15 protein-coding genes, 1 tRNA gene, 1 other RNA gene and 2 pseudogenes are annotated in these 15,571 nt (G+C 35.8%); 3 read left to right on the top strand and 16 right to left on the bottom strand.

Annotated features, from left to right (window positions below):
• Positions 1-142: 142 nt before the first annotated feature.
• The 15 genes from efp to G577_RS0101315 form a co-directional block, all read right to left on the bottom strand.
• Entirely contained in the window at positions 143-709 is a 567-nt protein-coding gene (gene efp, locus G577_RS0101380; protein WP_028789607.1) for an elongation factor P, read from the bottom strand.
• An 83-nt stretch (positions 710-792) separates the two neighbouring features.
• On the bottom strand, positions 793-2,616 hold the full coding sequence (locus G577_RS0101375) for an LTA synthase family protein (RefSeq protein WP_028789606.1): 1,824 nt from the start codon (positions 2,614-2,616) through the stop codon (positions 793-795).
• A 135-nt stretch (positions 2,617-2,751) separates the two neighbouring features.
• On the bottom strand, positions 2,752-3,768 hold the full coding sequence (gene lplA / locus G577_RS0101370) for a lipoate--protein ligase (protein ID WP_028789605.1): 1,017 nt from the start codon (positions 3,766-3,768) through the stop codon (positions 2,752-2,754).
• A gap of 93 nt (positions 3,769-3,861) precedes the next feature.
• The gene (locus tag G577_RS0101365) at positions 3,862-4,500 is read right to left on the bottom strand and encodes a TIGR01906 family membrane protein (protein ID WP_028789604.1); all 639 of its coding nucleotides are present in this window, start codon (positions 4,498-4,500) and stop codon (positions 3,862-3,864) included.
• Complete coding sequence (locus tag G577_RS0101360) at positions 4,497-5,267, bottom strand: TIGR01457 family HAD-type hydrolase (protein ID WP_038027565.1); 771 nt, start codon at positions 5,265-5,267, stop codon at positions 4,497-4,499. Before G577_RS0101360 ends, G577_RS0101365 begins: the two co-directional genes overlap by 4 nt.
• Positions 5,268-5,272: 5 nt before the next feature.
• A complete protein-coding gene (locus G577_RS0101355) occupies positions 5,273-5,878 on the bottom strand; it encodes a YutD family protein (protein WP_028789602.1) in 606 nt (201 codons plus the stop codon).
• Between the two features lie 21 nt (positions 5,879-5,899).
• Positions 5,900-7,288 carry a bifunctional metallophosphatase/5'-nucleotidase gene (locus tag G577_RS0101350; RefSeq protein ID WP_028789601.1) on the bottom strand — a complete coding sequence of 463 codons (1,389 nt, stop codon included), beginning with the start codon at positions 7,286-7,288 and terminating at the stop codon, positions 5,900-5,902.
• 117 nt (positions 7,289-7,405) lie between these two features.
• Positions 7,406-7,479, bottom strand: a tRNA-Pro gene (locus G577_RS0101345).
• A 119-nt stretch (positions 7,480-7,598) separates the two neighbouring features.
• An RNA gene (gene ffs / locus G577_RS11685) (signal recognition particle sRNA small type) lies at positions 7,599-7,697 on the bottom strand.
• Between the two features lie 33 nt (positions 7,698-7,730).
• A complete protein-coding gene (tadA, locus tag G577_RS0101340; protein WP_028789600.1) occupies positions 7,731-8,243 on the bottom strand; it encodes a tRNA adenosine(34) deaminase TadA in 513 nt (170 codons plus the stop codon).
• Between the two features lie 62 nt (positions 8,244-8,305).
• Positions 8,306-8,641, bottom strand: a complete 336-nt coding sequence (locus G577_RS0101335; RefSeq protein WP_028789599.1) for a hypothetical protein — start codon at positions 8,639-8,641, stop codon at positions 8,306-8,308.
• Between the two features lie 80 nt (positions 8,642-8,721).
• Positions 8,722-9,429, bottom strand: coding sequence for a zinc metallopeptidase (locus G577_RS0101330; RefSeq protein WP_028789598.1), 708 nt, complete (start codon positions 9,427-9,429; stop codon positions 8,722-8,724).
• Between the two features lie 84 nt (positions 9,430-9,513).
• Entirely contained in the window at positions 9,514-10,338 is an 825-nt protein-coding gene (gene dapF, locus G577_RS0101325) for a diaminopimelate epimerase (RefSeq protein WP_028789597.1), read from the bottom strand.
• A gap of 9 nt (positions 10,339-10,347) precedes the next feature.
• On the bottom strand, positions 10,348-11,646 hold the full coding sequence (gene lysA / locus G577_RS0101320) for a diaminopimelate decarboxylase (protein ID WP_028789596.1): 1,299 nt from the start codon (positions 11,644-11,646) through the stop codon (positions 10,348-10,350).
• Entirely contained in the window at positions 11,643-12,809 is a 1,167-nt protein-coding gene (locus tag G577_RS0101315) for a M20 metallopeptidase family protein (RefSeq protein ID WP_028789595.1), read from the bottom strand. Before G577_RS0101315 ends, lysA begins: the two co-directional genes overlap by 4 nt.
• Before the next feature lie 154 nt (positions 12,810-12,963).
• Here G577_RS0101315 and dapA point away from each other — a divergent pair, with 154 nt between their 5' ends.
• From dapA to dapD, 3 genes and pseudogenes are all read left to right on the top strand, one after another.
• Positions 12,964-13,845 carry a 4-hydroxy-tetrahydrodipicolinate synthase gene (gene dapA, locus G577_RS0101310; RefSeq protein ID WP_028789594.1) on the top strand — a complete coding sequence of 294 codons (882 nt, stop codon included), beginning with the start codon at positions 12,964-12,966 and terminating at the stop codon, positions 13,843-13,845.
• Positions 13,846-13,856: 11 nt separating this feature from the next.
• A pseudogene (gene dapB, locus G577_RS10855) lies at positions 13,857-14,596 on the top strand (4-hydroxy-tetrahydrodipicolinate reductase).
• Between the two features lie 12 nt (positions 14,597-14,608).
• Positions 14,609-15,313, top strand: a complete 705-nt coding sequence (gene dapD / locus G577_RS0101300; RefSeq protein WP_028789593.1) for a 2,3,4,5-tetrahydropyridine-2,6-dicarboxylate N-acetyltransferase — start codon at positions 14,609-14,611, stop codon at positions 15,311-15,313.
• An 84-nt stretch (positions 15,314-15,397) separates the two neighbouring features.
• Here the strand turns inward: dapD and G577_RS12620 are convergent.
• Positions 15,398-15,571: pseudogene (locus tag G577_RS12620) on the bottom strand (group II intron reverse transcriptase/maturase); the annotation flags it as partial.

Below are 15,571 nucleotides of genomic sequence, written 5' to 3'. Positions count from 1 at the left end.
AAAATCTTTTATTCGAGCTTTTCTCGACCAAAAGTAGACTTTTTACAAAAAAGTTTCTGCATGCCCGTAAGCACACAGAAACTCATCGCTTTATCTTTTGACTTCTCTATAATAATATTTGAGCTTATTTTACAACTTCAGCTTATTTACCAGCACGTTTTACGTAAGCCCCTTCTTGCGTATTAATTTCTAATTTTTCGCCTTCTTCAACAAAATCTGGCACATTCACAACTAGACCCGTTTCTAATGTAGCAGGCTTCCCTGATCCGGTTACGGTAGCGCCTTTGATTGAAGGTTGAGTTTCAGTGACATGCAACACAACTGTCGTAGGCAATTGAACACCAATGACTTCGCTACCATAAAATTGAATTTTTACTTCCATATTTTCTACCAAGAATTTCATTTCATCTTCAATATTTTCGGTAGGAATTTCATATTGTTCATAAGAATCCATGTCCATAAAATAAGCCATTTGATCCATTGCGTATAAAAATTGCACCGTTCTTGTCTCAATTATTGCTTGATCAAACTTATCTTCGGGACGAAAAGTGGTATCATATGTTGTACCTGAGCGCACATCTCTTAATTTCATGCGCATCACTGTATTGCCTTTACCTGGTTTATGATGACTAGCCTCTAGCACTTTAATTAAAGAACCATCTTTTTGGACAAATGTCATCCCAGCTTTTAGATCACTTGCTGCAATCATTGTTCATTCTCCTTTACTCGTAAGAATTATCCTTTACTATACTAACACAAAAGACAAACAATAAGCTAGTTGAAATGCATCGCTTATTCACGTTGTTCATCTTCTTCTTTTGTTTGCATTAATTTTTCATTATAAAAATCTGACTTTTTCATCAACTCATTTTGAAACCGATCATAACCTAACTGCTCAGTTAATGTAGGCTGCGAAGAAAAGAGATTGACGCCAAGTCCCATCCGATCTTCTGGCACCTCTACTCCTAAAGCTGATAATGTCGTAGGAAACATATCCACTGCACTAAATTGGCGATTTCTATTACGAACATTTTGTTTATCTGTATTTAAGAATAAATTAAACACCGAACGTTGATAATTTGGATCCACAGAATCAAAAAAATCGCTATCCATAGTTAAATGATCCCCTACTAAAACCACAGTAGTATCTTCATAAAAAGGTTGCTCTTTCATCCATTCTAACAACTGAGAAATCTGCTTATCTGAATCATGAATCACGTTACTATATTGATCCCCAAACAAATCAGGGGTATCTTCTGTAGCATAACCGTCTTCAAAGTGTGTGTCTACGGTTAACATTGTTAAATTAAAGGGCTCTTCTTCTTGCGAAAGCTCATTTAACGTTTCTTTTGCATAATCTACCAACTTACGATCTTCATATCCCCACCAGACATAATAATCTTCTGGGATACGGCCCGTTTCTACTGCCCAATGGTAATCCCGGATATCGTAATCACCATGTTGCGAAAAATATTTATCTCTGCCTGCAAATTCGGCTTCTGATCCCATTAAAAGTGCTTGATTATAACCTTCTTCATCTAAAATTTCACCTAAAGAGTAAGCACCCGGAAAATATTCAGCACTGTTTTCTTCAGAGCTTTCTGAACTATTCAAACTCGTTGAAGGACGCAATGGCAAGCCAGAAGTTTGAGCAACCATGGAACTAGCTGTTTGATTAGCTCCTGGGATTTGTAGCATCCCACCTAATTTATTCGAATTAGAAAAATTTATGCCTTCATTTTGAGCTAAATCCGCAAAATTAGGCAGTAAATTATGCTCTTGAATTCCACCTAATTCTTTAGAAAAATAGCTACTTTCCATCGATTCTAGAAAAATATAAACTAAATTTTGCTTTTTTTCAGGAAATTCCAAGTCAACTTCCTGCGGATCCACATAGTATTTATCATAAAGATTCGTATGTTCAAAATAAAACGCTTTGATATCAGCGTAACCCATTTCTTTACCACTTAAAAAAATCCCAAAAACCAAACCAATTAGTCCAACAAAAACAACCTTTTTTGTACTAAAATGAGGAGACCTTTGTAAATATCGCGAGCCGAATTTAAAGGAACATGTAGTTGCAAAGTAAAGTAACGTTACAAGAGGTACTGTAATCAAAAGTGCCTCAAGTAAAGGATCGATAATATAATTAATAATCTGACCCGAATCACTTCCTCGAATCGGTTGAGTCATAGTAAATAAAATCTGATCAAAGCTGGTATTATCTATTCCTTTCATTGCATAACGACTACTAGAATAGGCGAGGAACCCTGAAAAAATTAACAACACAGCTACACTATAAATTATCCAATTCTTTCTAGAATATTGATAATTTTTTTTCACATATCCTTTAGAAAATAGTTTCCAAAAAAGAAAAACCAGAGCAAATGTAACAAGTCCAGCTAAAAGGCTGATCCTTCCACTATTTTCTTCATTAAACTGTAACAAAAAATAAGAGCGCCAATCTGAAAGATCTATTTTTTGTTGATTATATAAAAATATCGTTGTACCCAAATATAAAAAACTTGTATAACCAAGCGTTAACCAACGTCCTAAACTTTTTTTAGGCGTCTGTTGATAAACAAACAGTACAAGTAGAATAAATATGAAAAGCACGAGTATAATCCCCTTTTCCAACTACCTCATATTTGGGTCATTATAACATAGTTCTTATCGAAAAATATGAAAGAAGAATGAATCTTAACTATAAAATATATTTTTATATATAAGTAGAAAACTTAAATCTTTCAACTATTCCATTAACAAATCTAATAAAGCCTGGTTAGTGAAATTAAAAATATATTCTGAAACATCGACCTTATCTAATGTTTCTTTAATCGTTTCATACTTATACGTAGTACCTACCAATAAGCTTTCTAGCTCTGTAATATCTTTTACGCCAAAGAAATCTCCGAAAAATTGTATAGCAGAAATTTTCCCTTTTTCAGTAGATAAATGCACATCAACAATCCCTACATCAGATACACGTGTACGTTGGTTAAACTCAAAGTTTGGAGCTTCTCCATAAACCCAATCGTCATTAGCATAGCGTTTATCCACTAATTCTTGAATCCCTTGGCGATCCTCATTAGTTAGTTCTAATTTTTTATCTGCAATTTCTTGTAAGGAATCTACTTGATAGACATGACAAAGTAGTTCATCCCGAAACTCTTCAATGCTAGATTTTTGAAACTCAGGCGCTAAATAAGGTTTAACATTTGCTACATTTTTAGGAACAGAAGGTGTTGCTTTTGAAGCAATTTTTTCTTTAGATACTGTTAATACTTTTCCCAAAACGCTCAAATCAACATCGTACATCAATGTCCCATGAGAATAAGTTCGTCCTTTTTTCGTATACATCGCATTTCCAGAAAACTTCTTATCCCCTAAATATAAATCATTTCGTCCACCAGCAGAGGCTTGTTCAGCACCCATACTACGCAGAGCCTTTAAAATTGGTGTAGTTACACCACGATAATCTCCAAAGGTAGTATCTCCTTTTTTCGTCACAAAACTAAAGCTTATGTTACCCAAATCATCATAAACGGCGCCACCACCTGATACTCGACGTGTTAGTACAATTTGATTTTCACGTAAATAATTCAGATCAATTTCTTCATAAGCATTTTGATTTCGTCCAATAATAATACAAGGTTTTTGAATGTATAATAATAATAGTGGTTCAGAGACGTCCGCTGTATCCATTAAGTATTCTTCTGTTGCTAAATTATCTCGAATATCGTTACTTGGCATTACATAATATCGCATAAAGTCTACCTTCTTCCATCTTTCTTTTTTCTGATTAGAAATCGCAAACAAATAAATTATCACATTAAAAAAAGAAAAAAGCAAAGACCAACATTAATGGTTTTTGCTTTCTTTTTTTCCTATAAGAATCATTATCCAAAAAAATAGTTCAATCAAAACAAAAAAGAACAAGAAACAATGCATAAAATATTGCTCTGGCAATACATTAATAATGGGATCTGTTGCTGGGTCAAAAAGCCAATCCTCATTAGTGAAAAAGACTTCATGAAAAGTAATAAAAAACTGATCAAAGCCTACCGCCATTAAAGCTAATAAAACAACAGGTGCAGCCATCCCCCATTTAAACGGCCGAACCAAACGCCAGAAGCGTATACTTTTTTTCAAGTGATGTAAAAACATAACACTAGGAACTAGCGTTACTAACAGTACGGCGTAATCAAGCATAAATAACTTTTTAACATCATAAAAATGAGCTCTTCCATTAGAGGACATAGGAAAATCAGGTAAGTTTAGCTCTGTGATCCAAGGACGTTTTAAAAAAGCCATTAACTGATCATAATTTTCTAGCAGCCTCTCTTTACTTAAATGGACGAAATCCAAAATATTTAAATAATCAATGTCTATCACATAAATGAAACGAGCGTTAATTGTCAAAGCGATTGCTAAACTAATAAATGTCAAAAATAAACAACAAATACCTAAACGTTCAAACCAGACCTGAGATTTTTTCATTTATCAAAGTCCCACTCGTCTAAACTATCAATCACATAAGTCGGAGCCACAGGCAATGAAGGCACAGCACTCTTGGGAGTAAAGCCTGAAAGAACTAATAAAGTATCGATATCATTATTAATTCCTGAGCGAATGTCTGTTTCGTAATTATCCCCTACCATAAGTACTTCATCTTTAGATAAGCCAACACGATCCAAAGCTTTTTCCATAATAACGGTTTCTGGTTTGCCAACATAAATGGGTTCTGTTTGTGTGGCTGTTTCTAACAAACTAATAAGAGCTCCCGCTCCGGGAACTAAGCCTCGTTCATTAGGTAAATTTTTATCTGAATTCGTTCCAATAAAAGTAGCTCCTTTTTGAATAGCTAAAGTAGCAATGGTAAATTTCTCATACGTAACTTCTGAATCGAGCCCTACTACTACATAATCTGGCTTTTCTTCTTCCCAAACAAAACCAGCATCCAAGATCAAGTCAATAAGCCCTGCTTCGCCAATGACATATACCTTTTTTCCTTTGGCATCATCTTTCATATAATCAATCGTAGCTAAACTCGCTGTATAGATAAGCTTACTTTCTACATGAATATCAAACTCATTTGCTAATCGATTTTGTACTGATGCCGGGCTTTTTGTAGTATTATTCGTAACAAAAAGAAAAGGGATCTCTTTTTCTTGTAATCTATCAACAAAACGTTTACCTGCTGGTATTGATTCTGAACCTAAGTAGATAGTCCCGTCCATATCAATTAAATACCCACTATATTTCATACGTATTAATCCTCTTTCTTCCGAATAACAAATTCTTTGGTCTCTTTTTTTGTAACCTTTTTATCGCTAGATCGTGTTTCTTTGACTTCTCTTTGTTTAATCGTTGGCTTATTTGTTCCTTGCTTTTGTGTTTTTTCTTTTTTTCTTGTTACTTGTTGTGTTTGTTTATTTTTCTTATTATGAGGCTTTTTACGTCGACGACCTGTTTTTTCATTAGGACGTTCTACACATGCAATTACAAAATAAGCACAACCGAAGTTACAGTACTCATATAAATAGTCTTCTAGCATATTAATTTTTTGATCTGGCGAAAACTTACGGTTCTTACTAGCAAAAAAACCTTTCAACCGCAATTGTTCAAAGCCCCAGTCGCCTACAATATAATCATATTTAGCTAAAACGTCACTATATCTTTCACCTAGTTTTTGAGCGTCAAATCCTTCTCGATAATTAACTACTAACTGATAACGACGATTATCAAGCATAAATTCTGTTTCATTAATCGGGAAAACTTCTTTACCTTTTTGCGGTTTTTCCTTTTCGCTGTCTTCTACTATTTCTGATAAGACTGCTGTGACTTCTTCTGTAATGTTTTCTTTATCTTTAGTCATTTTCTCACCGCCTATGACATATTATATCTTGTTTTCTACTGAAAGTGGATACCTTTTTGCTAAATAATCGCCTAATACTGTACGGATAAATTCAGGAAAAAGAAATTCTGTTTGTCCAGCAATTTCAATCGTTGGAAAAAAAGGAATAAACATAAAATGGTCTACTGTAGTAAAACTATAGAACTTTTGTGGATCAATTGCTTTATTTAACCATCTGACCACATGATTCGTTTCATCATATTGAATACCTGAATAGACAATTTGACCAAAAATCTTCCCACGAAAACCCATCCCGCGAATGGGATAATTACGTAAAAAGTGACGGTTTTTTTCCATTTCTAATATCAAACGAGTAACATCTGATCCCTTTAAAGTTACGCGAATTAAATGCATAGGATGAGGTAGGATCATATGTAATTCATCTTGGTTTACCACGCCTTTTTTTAAATCATCTAAAAAAAGACCTGTATTTAAAATAGCTGCTTCTGTTTCGCCTCTTTCTTTCACTGCTGCTAATGTTTCATCAACTAAGCAATGTTCTTGTTGATCAACTCCAAGATTAAAAGGCAACCAAGCTACTTTCTTTTCTTGCAATAACTTCTTCCCCTTATCAGTATAATGAAAAACTTCAGCTTCATCCTCAGGATAGCTAAGCATTTCTTCTGTAGCAAAGGTATCTGCACGAGCTTTAGTTAACTGATGATAATCATCCAAAAAAAGAGTAACTTCTCCTACATATTCACCAAAACGTCCTGCTGCAGCAAGCAAAGTATTGCCTACTTGTTCTCCGTTAGGAAATAAGTGATGGGTATGCGACCCTATAATAACATCAAATTCAGGAAGCTCTTTGGCAATTTGTCGATCTTCATTAATACCTAAATGACTTAATAAAACTAATATATCGACTTTTTTTCTTAGAAATTGAACGATATTGGGTAGAATATCCGACCAATTGCGTGCATCCCATCCATTAGGGGTATAAGAAAGCGGAAAAGGGGCAGTAGCTCCAACCAAACCAATCTTTGTCCCTTCTTTTGTGGTTATAATCTTATGCTCATTTGCCCATTCTGGCAATTGTAAAGTACTTCTGTCAAAAAGATTAGCTAAAATAACAGGAAAGTCAGCTTCTTTATACAACTGGTTCAGTTGACTTTTAGAATTACCAATACCTTCATTATTACCAATAGTCGTCGCGTCATAGTGAGCTTGTTTCATTAACTGGGTGTTTGCTTTCCCATCTGTTGCTTCTGTTAAAGGATGCCAACGATCACAAAAATCGCCTAAATCTACTGTCAAAGTCGATTCATTTCCCGTGGTTTTTTGTCTTTCTTGTAAAAAACGGCGAATTTTAGGCCACTTTTCTAGATGTGAATGTATATCATTGGTATGTAATAAACGTATTTTTTCCATGTATTCCCTCGATTTCTGTCTTCATCGCTTAAAGTAATTAAAATTTTAGAAGTTAATATAAAAAAAGCAGGCAGCAATCATGCTCCTGATTTTAGTTTGTTTCACTTCATCAAAAAATCGGGAAAACAGGATTTGAACCTGCGACCCCTTACTCCCGAAGCAAGTGCTCTACCAAACTGAGCTATTTCCCGCAAGTATTTATTAAGATTCTCTCTAATAAACCATTAATAAAAACCGATAACACTAAATAACCTAGGGGACTCCTAGGTCTTTTTTATTTTTCAATATGTCATTTTCTTGCTCGGGTCAATGATAATAATATAATCAGACACATGAGAACCGCTGCTTAGTGCTGCTTCCTTCCAGACCTGACACCCTTCACAACGTTCTCATTGTCCTAGCCTTTCGGCACTAATATTATAGCGTATTTTTGCTTATAATACTAGTCTTTTTCCAACATTTCTTTTTTCTTTTGCTTCTTTTTTGTACGTATTTTTTTAAAAAAATCGCGTAATAAAGTAGAACAAGTTGTAGATAAAACACCTGATTCCACATAACACCAATGGTTAAACCGAGTGTCTTCTAATAAATTCATCAAACTTCCACAAGCTCCCGCTTTAGGATCAAAAGCACCAAAATATACTTCTTCAATACGCGATTGCAAAATAGCCCCACTGCACATAGGGCAAGGCTCTAAAGTAACAAACAACTGAGCATTTTCTAAACGCCAACTAGCTACTTGATCACAAGCTTCTTGTATTGCTATCATCTCTGCATGCTTTACCGCGCTTTGTGTCGTTTCTTTTAAATTATACCCACGACCAATAATTTCTTTGTTTAACACAACAACTGCCCCAATAGGGACCTCTGCAAGTCTTAAAGCTTTATGAGCTTCTTTAATCGCTTCATTCATAAAAAGATCTTTTTCTTCTGGTGACAATGATGTTTCTTTCAATTGCTTTCCTCCGATTAAATAAAAAATCTGAGTAAACAATCCATTTACCCAGAAGTTTTATGTTAACAATTATGTTCCATCAAATCGACAATTTTTTCTTTTACATTGTCTGTAGCGTTTTTTACGTTGTCACCATAAGCCGCAACCTTATCGCGTTTAGCACTAACCTTTTGCGCTACCTTCATAAATGATTCAATGTCTTTATCTTCCAAATTATCCACAAAGTTTAGTAGAGTTTCGTTTCCATTAAATTTATCTTCTACAAAACGTTCAACTTTTTTACGATTTGCCATATGGCGAACCTTAGTAACCACTTTATCTGAAACAAATACGGTTGAAGCAATGCTAGCCGCAGCTGCTACACTCAAACCCAATGTTACTTTTGTTGTTAATTTCATTTCGTCATCTCCTTTTCTTTTATCTTATAATCTACGATAACATGATAAGTTAAATAAAAACACTATTATGTCCAATTTTTCTAGCGTCTACGGTTCCCGCCAAATAACAAAAATAGACGTAATAATTGAAGTAACACGCTGATTGCAGCTGCGACATAAGTCAATGCAGCAGCCGTCAATACTTTACGAGCCTGCGGGACTTCATCTTGAGTCAACAGACCTCCATCAGATAAAATTTGTAAAGCTCGCTTAGAGGCGTTAAATTCTACAGGCAATGTTACCAGTTGAAAAATAAAAGCTAGGGAAAAAGCTAATAAACCTATATTGATAATAACCTGCCCGCTAGATCCACTGATTAAAACCCCTACAATTAATAAAGGGATAGATAAATTCGTACCAAAATTAGCCACAGGGACAATTGCCGTACGTAAACGCAATGGAAAATAACCTTGGGCATCTTGTACAGCGTGCCCACATTCATGGGCGGCAACTCCGATCGCGGCTACAGAAGTTGACTGCGCTGTTGCCTGCGATAAACTTAACACCTTATTGCCAGAATTGTAGTTGTCTGTCAAATTCCCCGAAATTTGTTGTACACCCACATCATCAATGTTTTGACTCCGTAAAATATATTGCGCCGCATCTGTTCCTGTAATACGATGCGAACTATTTACCGCATCATAACGTTCAAATGTCTTATTCACATATGATGAAGCAATCATCGAAATAACCATTCCGATAATAACTAGAATAAAGGTTGGATCGAAAAAAAATCCCATTGGAAACATTATACGCTCTCTCCTCATCTTGCATTTATCTTTATTATACAATAGCTGAATGAATTTTTTATGAAGAAATAAGCGTTATTTTTATTAAATTAAAAGGTCTTCATCGCAAATATATCCTTTAGTTACGATATTCGTATCACCGATTAAATAAAAATGCTGGTTGTCTTCTTCTACTTCAAGTAGACCACCTAAAACTTGTAGCGTCAGCGGGTTTTGCTTTACTATTTGTTTTTTTAACAATACATAAGCTGTAGCAACTGCACCCGTCCCACAAGCTAAAGTAAAATCTTCTACCCCACGTTCAAATGTCCGCAAAATAACTTCATTTTTTTCATTCACCGCATAAAAGTTTACGTTCGCCCCTTTAGCCAGAATCTCCCAAGAACGTAGTTTTTTAGCTAAAGGTTTTATTTCTTCCAAAGGGGTTTCTTGTAAACTAGGGTAGTGAACAACTAAGTGTGGAACGCCAGGATTTCCTAGCTCAACATAATCTAATGAAATATTATTATCAGGAAAATGCAAATCAAACTTCTCTATAGAAGGTTCGTTAATTTGCACTCTATATTTTCGTTGATCTAAACGCCAACAATAAACATCTCCAGCTTTTGTCTCAATAACCATTTCTTGACCAGAAACACCCGTTTCATAGGCATAACGTGCAATACAACGCACGCCGTTCCCGCACATTTCAGCTTCCGTTCCATCTGCATTATAAAAACGCATCCGAAAATCACCGTTTTTTTGCGGAAAATCAAGCGCCATTAAAGCGTCACTACCTACTGAAAAACGTTGTCTACAAGCCTGTTTCGTCAAAAAAACTAACTGTTTGTCCGTTAATTTTAATTCCATATTATTAATAACGATAAAATCATTTGCTGCTCCCTGCATTTTATAAAAAGGGATTTCCATAAATTCACCTCATTTTAAAGACTCTGGTATACGTTCATTTTGAATGATTTGTTCATAAGTTTGTCGTTTTACAATGATATCTGCCTTTCCTTTATTTACTAAAACAACAGCAGGTATCGCCAGTTTATTATAATTATTTGCCATAGCATAGCCATAGGCACCTGTGGTAAATGTCGCAAAAATATCGCCTGATGCAATTGTCGGCACTTGTATATTTTCTATCAAAATATCTGTACTTTCACAAGCTTTACCCGAAATCGTGACTGTTTCATCTAAAGCTTGAGCTGCTTTGTTGGCTAGCATCCCCGTGTAAGTTGCTTGGTAGAGTCCTGGTCGAATGTTATCCGTCATCCCCCCATCAATTGCTGCATACTTACGAATCCCTGGTAAGGTTTTAATACTCCCAATTGTATGAAGCGAAATCCCAGCCTCGGCTACAATGCTACGCCCCGGCTCAATTGCAATGGTTGGTCGGTTCAATCCATTTTGTACACAAAAGTCTTCCGTAAGCGCCATTAATGGATCTAGAAAATAAGCATACGACTGCCGCTTGTCATCTTCAGTATAACGTACACCAAAACCACCGCCATAGTTTAGTTCTTTTATCTCATAATTAAATTTTCCCTTAATCATTACCGCCAATTGCAAAGCTACTTCAGCTGCTTTTAAATGCGTTGAATTATCAAAAAGTTGGCTACCAATATGGAAATGAATTCCGTAAAAATTGACCTCTGAACTTTGAATAGCTTGTTGTATAATGGGTAATAATAAGGATTCATCTAACGGCAAACCAAACTTTGAATCCTTTTGTCCAGTGGAAATAAATTGATGTGTCTCTACTTCGACTTCAGGTGTAATGCGAAATAAAATATTCGCTTTTTTTCCTTTTTTACGACAAATTTCGATAATTTTCTCTAGTTCTTGGCTACCATCAACAATCAATCGACCAACGCCGTAATCAATTGCTTGTTCTAATTCTTCATTTGACTTATTATTTCCATTAAATTCGATACGTTCAGGCGGAAATTGGGCACAGATAGCAGTATACAATTCACCACCACTTACAACGTCAACCCCCAATCCTTCTTTTTCAATGATCTTCAACATAGCTAAACTATTAAAAGCTTTTGATGCATAAGCAACATGAACATTTTCATATTTTTTTATAAATTCCTCTTGTAACGCACGGCACTCCTTTTCAATAGCTGTTTGAGAAACAACATATAAAGGCGTGCCATACTTTTTAGCAAGTTCAACCGTATCACAACCATCCCACAATAAATGATTCTTTTTTATTTCCTTACTCATCTATCCACCTCTTTATTTAACGTTTCAATTAATTGAACATAGCAAGTAACTGCCAATAGCAAATTTTTTTCATCAAACTGCATTTTTCCGCTATGTAAAGGATAAGTATACCCTTTTTCTTCATTCCGAATTCCTACAAAAAAGAATAGACCAGGAACAACTTGTTGATACATAGAAAAATCTTCGGCTAACATATAAGGCTGACATTCAACGTAATTTTTTCCAGCTACTTCTTCCAAAGCTTGCACCATTTTAGCATCGTTATCCACAACACGATACATATGATTAAAGGAAACTTCCGCCTGACAACCGTATCCTTGCGCAATAAATTCAGCGAGTTCTTTTACACGTTGAGTCATTATATCATAAGCTTCATCACTAAAAGCACGCATCGTTCCTTCAATTTTTACTTCTCCAGCGATAATATTCATCGCCTGCCCACCAGTAATTTCGCCAAAAGTTAGCACACCAGTGTCTAATGGACTAATATTACGAGAAATGATACTATGAAGACCTTGAATAACTGCTGAGGCTGCTAATATAGCATCCTGTCCTTGATGTGGTTGAGCGCCATGTGCACTTTTCCCTTTTATTTTAATCGTTACTTCACCATTGCGTGCCATCATAGCCCCTGGACGGCAAGCAATCACTCCTTCAGGAAATTCTGGAAAAAGGTGGATGCCCACAATTTGATCAATACCAAATTTTTCAGTTAAGCCCTCGTTAATAAGTAGTTGTGCTCCACCTGGCCCTTCTTCAGCTGGTTGAAAAATTAAAACAATGGTTCCTTTAATAACTTCAGGATGTTGGCTTAAATATTTAGCAAATCCGAGCAAAGCTGAAGCGTGACCATCATGTCCACAAGCATGCATCTTCCCTTCTGTTTTTGAAGCAAAGCTAACTCCAGTTTCTTCAGTCACAGGTAAAGCATCAATATCAGAACGAAACGCTAAAGTTTTGCCCGCTTGTTTTCCATGAAAAACAGCAATCGTAGCCGTCGTAAGCATTGTATAAATTTCTGTAATACCAAATGAACGTAATTTTTCCCGAATAAATTCGGCGCTCTTTTTTTCTTCTAGTCCTAATTCAGGAATCTGATGAAGTTGTCGCCGATAAGATGTAACATCTGTTAATAAATCTTGTACTTCTTCTTTTATTTGCATAAAAACCACTTTCTGTTAAAAGTTGTCAACGTTTTAACGAAAACATTGAATTTTCCCCTTATTATATAATACCTATTAATCAATAGTGAAAAAGTTCAAACAATTTAGAATCTTTATTTTCATGTATTGAATTATTTGAAAGGAAGTGGCGTCATTGGCAGTATTTACAGGCTCCGGCGTGGCCTTAGTCACACCGATGAAACAAGATGGAGCAGTCGATTACCCAAAGCTAAACGAACTAGTCGAATGGCAAGTCAATGAAGGTATCAACGCAATTGTCGCTTGCGGAACTACAGGCGAAGCCTCCACATTAGACGATGAGGAACATGTTTCAGTCATTGAAACAGTTGTAAAAAAAGTTGATGGAAGAACCCCTGTAATTGCTGGTACTGGGTCAAATAACACCCAACATGGAATTCACTTAGCAAAAGAAGCAGAACGAGTAGGAGCAGATGCGCTACTCGTAGTAACACCGTATTATAATAAAGCGACGAAAAAAAGTTTAGTTGCCCACTATGAAGCAATCTCTAATAATACAAGTTTACCTATTATTTTATATTCTGTTGCTTCGCGTACAGGAATGAACTTAAATTATGAAATGGTTAAAGAGCTAAAACAAATTCCTAATGTTGTTGGAATTAAAGAAGCCAGCGGTAATATCGCTCAAATTGTCGAAATTGCTCAATTAGTAGATAAAGACTTTGCCCTTTACTCAGGAAATGACGATCAAGTATTACCACTACTAGCTGTTGGTGGTTCTGGCGTAATTTCGACAATTTCAAATATATTACCAAAAGAGACTGCGCAAATGGTCGATGACTTTTTAAATTGCGATATTGTGAATGCAAAGAATACGCAATTAAGACAATTTCCATTAATAAAAGCTCTGTTTTCAGAAGTTAATCCTGTGCCAATTAAAGCAGCTGTCTCACTTTTAGGAAAATGTGAATTAAGTTATCGACTCCCCCTAGCTGCTCCTGAAACAGAAACACTAGAACAATTAAAAAGTCAAATGACAGCCTACGGACTTTTATAGGAGGTACAGACATGCTTAGCATTATTTTAAATGGCTGCTTTGGTCGTATGGGAGAAGAACTGCAAAAAGAAATTTATAACAGAGAGGATTTAAACCTGGTAGCAGGTATTGATCGTACAAAACAAGATGCTGCTTTTCCAGTATATCAAAGCCTAGCAGAAGTAAATGAAACAGCAGATGTTGTTATTGATTTCTCACATGAAAGCAGCATCCCCCATTTGGTTGATCAGTGCGTGCAAAAACAATTACCAGTAGTTATCGCGACTACAGGTCTCTCTGAACAAAAAAAACAAAAATTACAGGAGGCAAGTCGCGCAATTCCACTTTTTTACTCAGCCAATATGTCTTTAGGAATTAACGTCTTAATTGAGGCTTTACAAAAGCTCTAGAAGAAGATTTTAATACAGAAATCATAGAAAAACATCATAACAAGAAAAAGGATGCCCCTAGTGGAACAGCTTTATTACTTGCTGACAGCATAAATAATGTTTCTCAAACAAAAAAAGAGTATGTATTTGGTCGAGAAGGAAAAGAAAACGAAAATCCTCTAAACGAAATGGGCATTCACGCTGTACGTGGAGGTACTATTCCTGGAGAGCATACAGTGATTTATGCAGGGAACGATGAAGTACTTGAATTTAAACATACTGCCTTGTCGCGCGGTATTTTTGCTAACGGTGCATTAAAAGCAGCTGAATTTATACAAAAAAAAGAAGCAGGAATGTACTCAATGAGAGAATTACTACAATAAAGAGGTGAGGAAATGGCAGATTTACGCTTTACAGATGCTTATGAAATTGCAAATTATATTAAAGAAGCTGAAAAAGAAACTCCCGTTAAAGCTTATGTTAACGGTGACCTATCACAAATGGATACAAGTAATGTCAAAACCTTTGGTCATCTTGTCATTGGTAATAACGAAAGTATTCAACAATTTTTAGATACGAATAAGAATGCTATTAATGATTATTATCTCGAAAATGATCGACGAAACTCAGCTGTTCCTATGCTGGACTTTACTACCGTTGAAGCTCGGATTGAGCCTGGTGCTATGATTCGTGACCAAGTAATTATTGAAAAAAATGCCGTAATCATGATGGGAGCTATTATTAATATTGGTGCAGCTATCGGCGAAGAAACAATGATTGACATGGGGGCAGTTTTAGGAGCACGAGCGACGGTAGGAAAACGCGCTCACGTGGGTGCAGGAGCTGTATTAGCAGGCGTTCTTGAGCCACCTTCGGCTAATCCAGTTGTCATTGAAGATAACGTAGTCATTGGCGCAAACGCTGTTATTTTAGAAGGCGTACGTGTAGGAAAGGACGCCATAGTAGCGGCAGGGTCTGTTGTAACAAGAGATGTTGAAGCAGGAACTGTCGTAGGAGGAACTCCTGCAAAAGTGTTGAAAACAAAAGATGAACAAACTACTTCAAAGACCCAGCTTTTAGATGAGTTACGTAATAATTAATAGGGTAGAGGGGAAATAAATTTCCGCCCCTCCCGTCGCACCGTACGTACGGTCCTCGTATACGGCGCTACATTTGTACTGTTTTCACGCTTTATTTAGATAGTAGGATAAAGGATCAACCAATCCAGGTCGATCCTTTTTCTTTATGGCTAAAACTTTCGGACTTAACGTAAAGTTGACAACGTCCATCCCGCATTTCCTATACCAACCTAATCTAGAATTAGCGACCTTATAAATGTCTTCTTTCTTGAAATGACA

Origin of the sequence: Tetragenococcus muriaticus DSM 15685, from assembly GCF_000423785.1 — a bacterium.
GTDB lineage: Bacteria > Bacillota > Bacilli > Lactobacillales > Enterococcaceae > Tetragenococcus > Tetragenococcus muriaticus.
The sequence above is the reverse complement of the archived record's forward strand: the minus strand, read 5'-3'. Positions and strand labels throughout refer to the sequence as shown.

Excerpts from the sequence above, each read along its gene's own strand:
- G577_RS0101350 (WP_028789601.1), bottom strand. The coding sequence starts at position 7,288 with ATGGAAAAAATACGTTTATTACATACCAATGATATACATTCACATCTA.
- G577_RS0101330 (WP_028789598.1), bottom strand. The coding sequence starts at position 9,429 with ATGTTTCCAATGGGATTTTTTTTCGATCCAACCTTTATTCTAGTTATT.
- G577_RS0101355 (WP_028789602.1), bottom strand. The coding sequence starts at position 5,878 with ATGACTAAAGATAAAGAAAACATTACAGAAGAAGTCACAGCAGTCTTA.
- G577_RS0101360 (WP_038027565.1), bottom strand. The coding sequence starts at position 5,267 with ATGAAATATAGTGGGTATTTAATTGATATGGACGGGACTATCTACTTA.
- lysA (WP_028789596.1), bottom strand. The coding sequence starts at position 11,646 with ATGAGTAAGGAAATAAAAAAGAATCATTTATTGTGGGATGGTTGTGAT.
- efp (WP_028789607.1), bottom strand. The coding sequence starts at position 709 with ATGATTGCAGCAAGTGATCTAAAAGCTGGGATGACATTTGTCCAAAAA.
- G577_RS0101365 (WP_028789604.1), bottom strand. The coding sequence starts at position 4,500 with ATGAAAAAATCTCAGGTCTGGTTTGAACGTTTAGGTATTTGTTGTTTA.
- lplA (WP_028789605.1), bottom strand. The coding sequence starts at position 3,768 with ATGCGATATTATGTAATGCCAAGTAACGATATTCGAGATAATTTAGCA.
- G577_RS0101335 (WP_028789599.1), bottom strand. The coding sequence starts at position 8,641 with ATGAAATTAACAACAAAAGTAACATTGGGTTTGAGTGTAGCAGCTGCG.
- G577_RS0101315 (WP_028789595.1), bottom strand. The coding sequence starts at position 12,809 with ATGCAAATAAAAGAAGAAGTACAAGATTTATTAACAGATGTTACATCT.
- dapF (WP_028789597.1), bottom strand. The coding sequence starts at position 10,338 with ATGGAAATCCCTTTTTATAAAATGCAGGGAGCAGCAAATGATTTTATC.
- dapD (WP_028789593.1), top strand. The coding sequence starts at position 14,609 with ATGGCAGATTTACGCTTTACAGATGCTTATGAAATTGCAAATTATATT.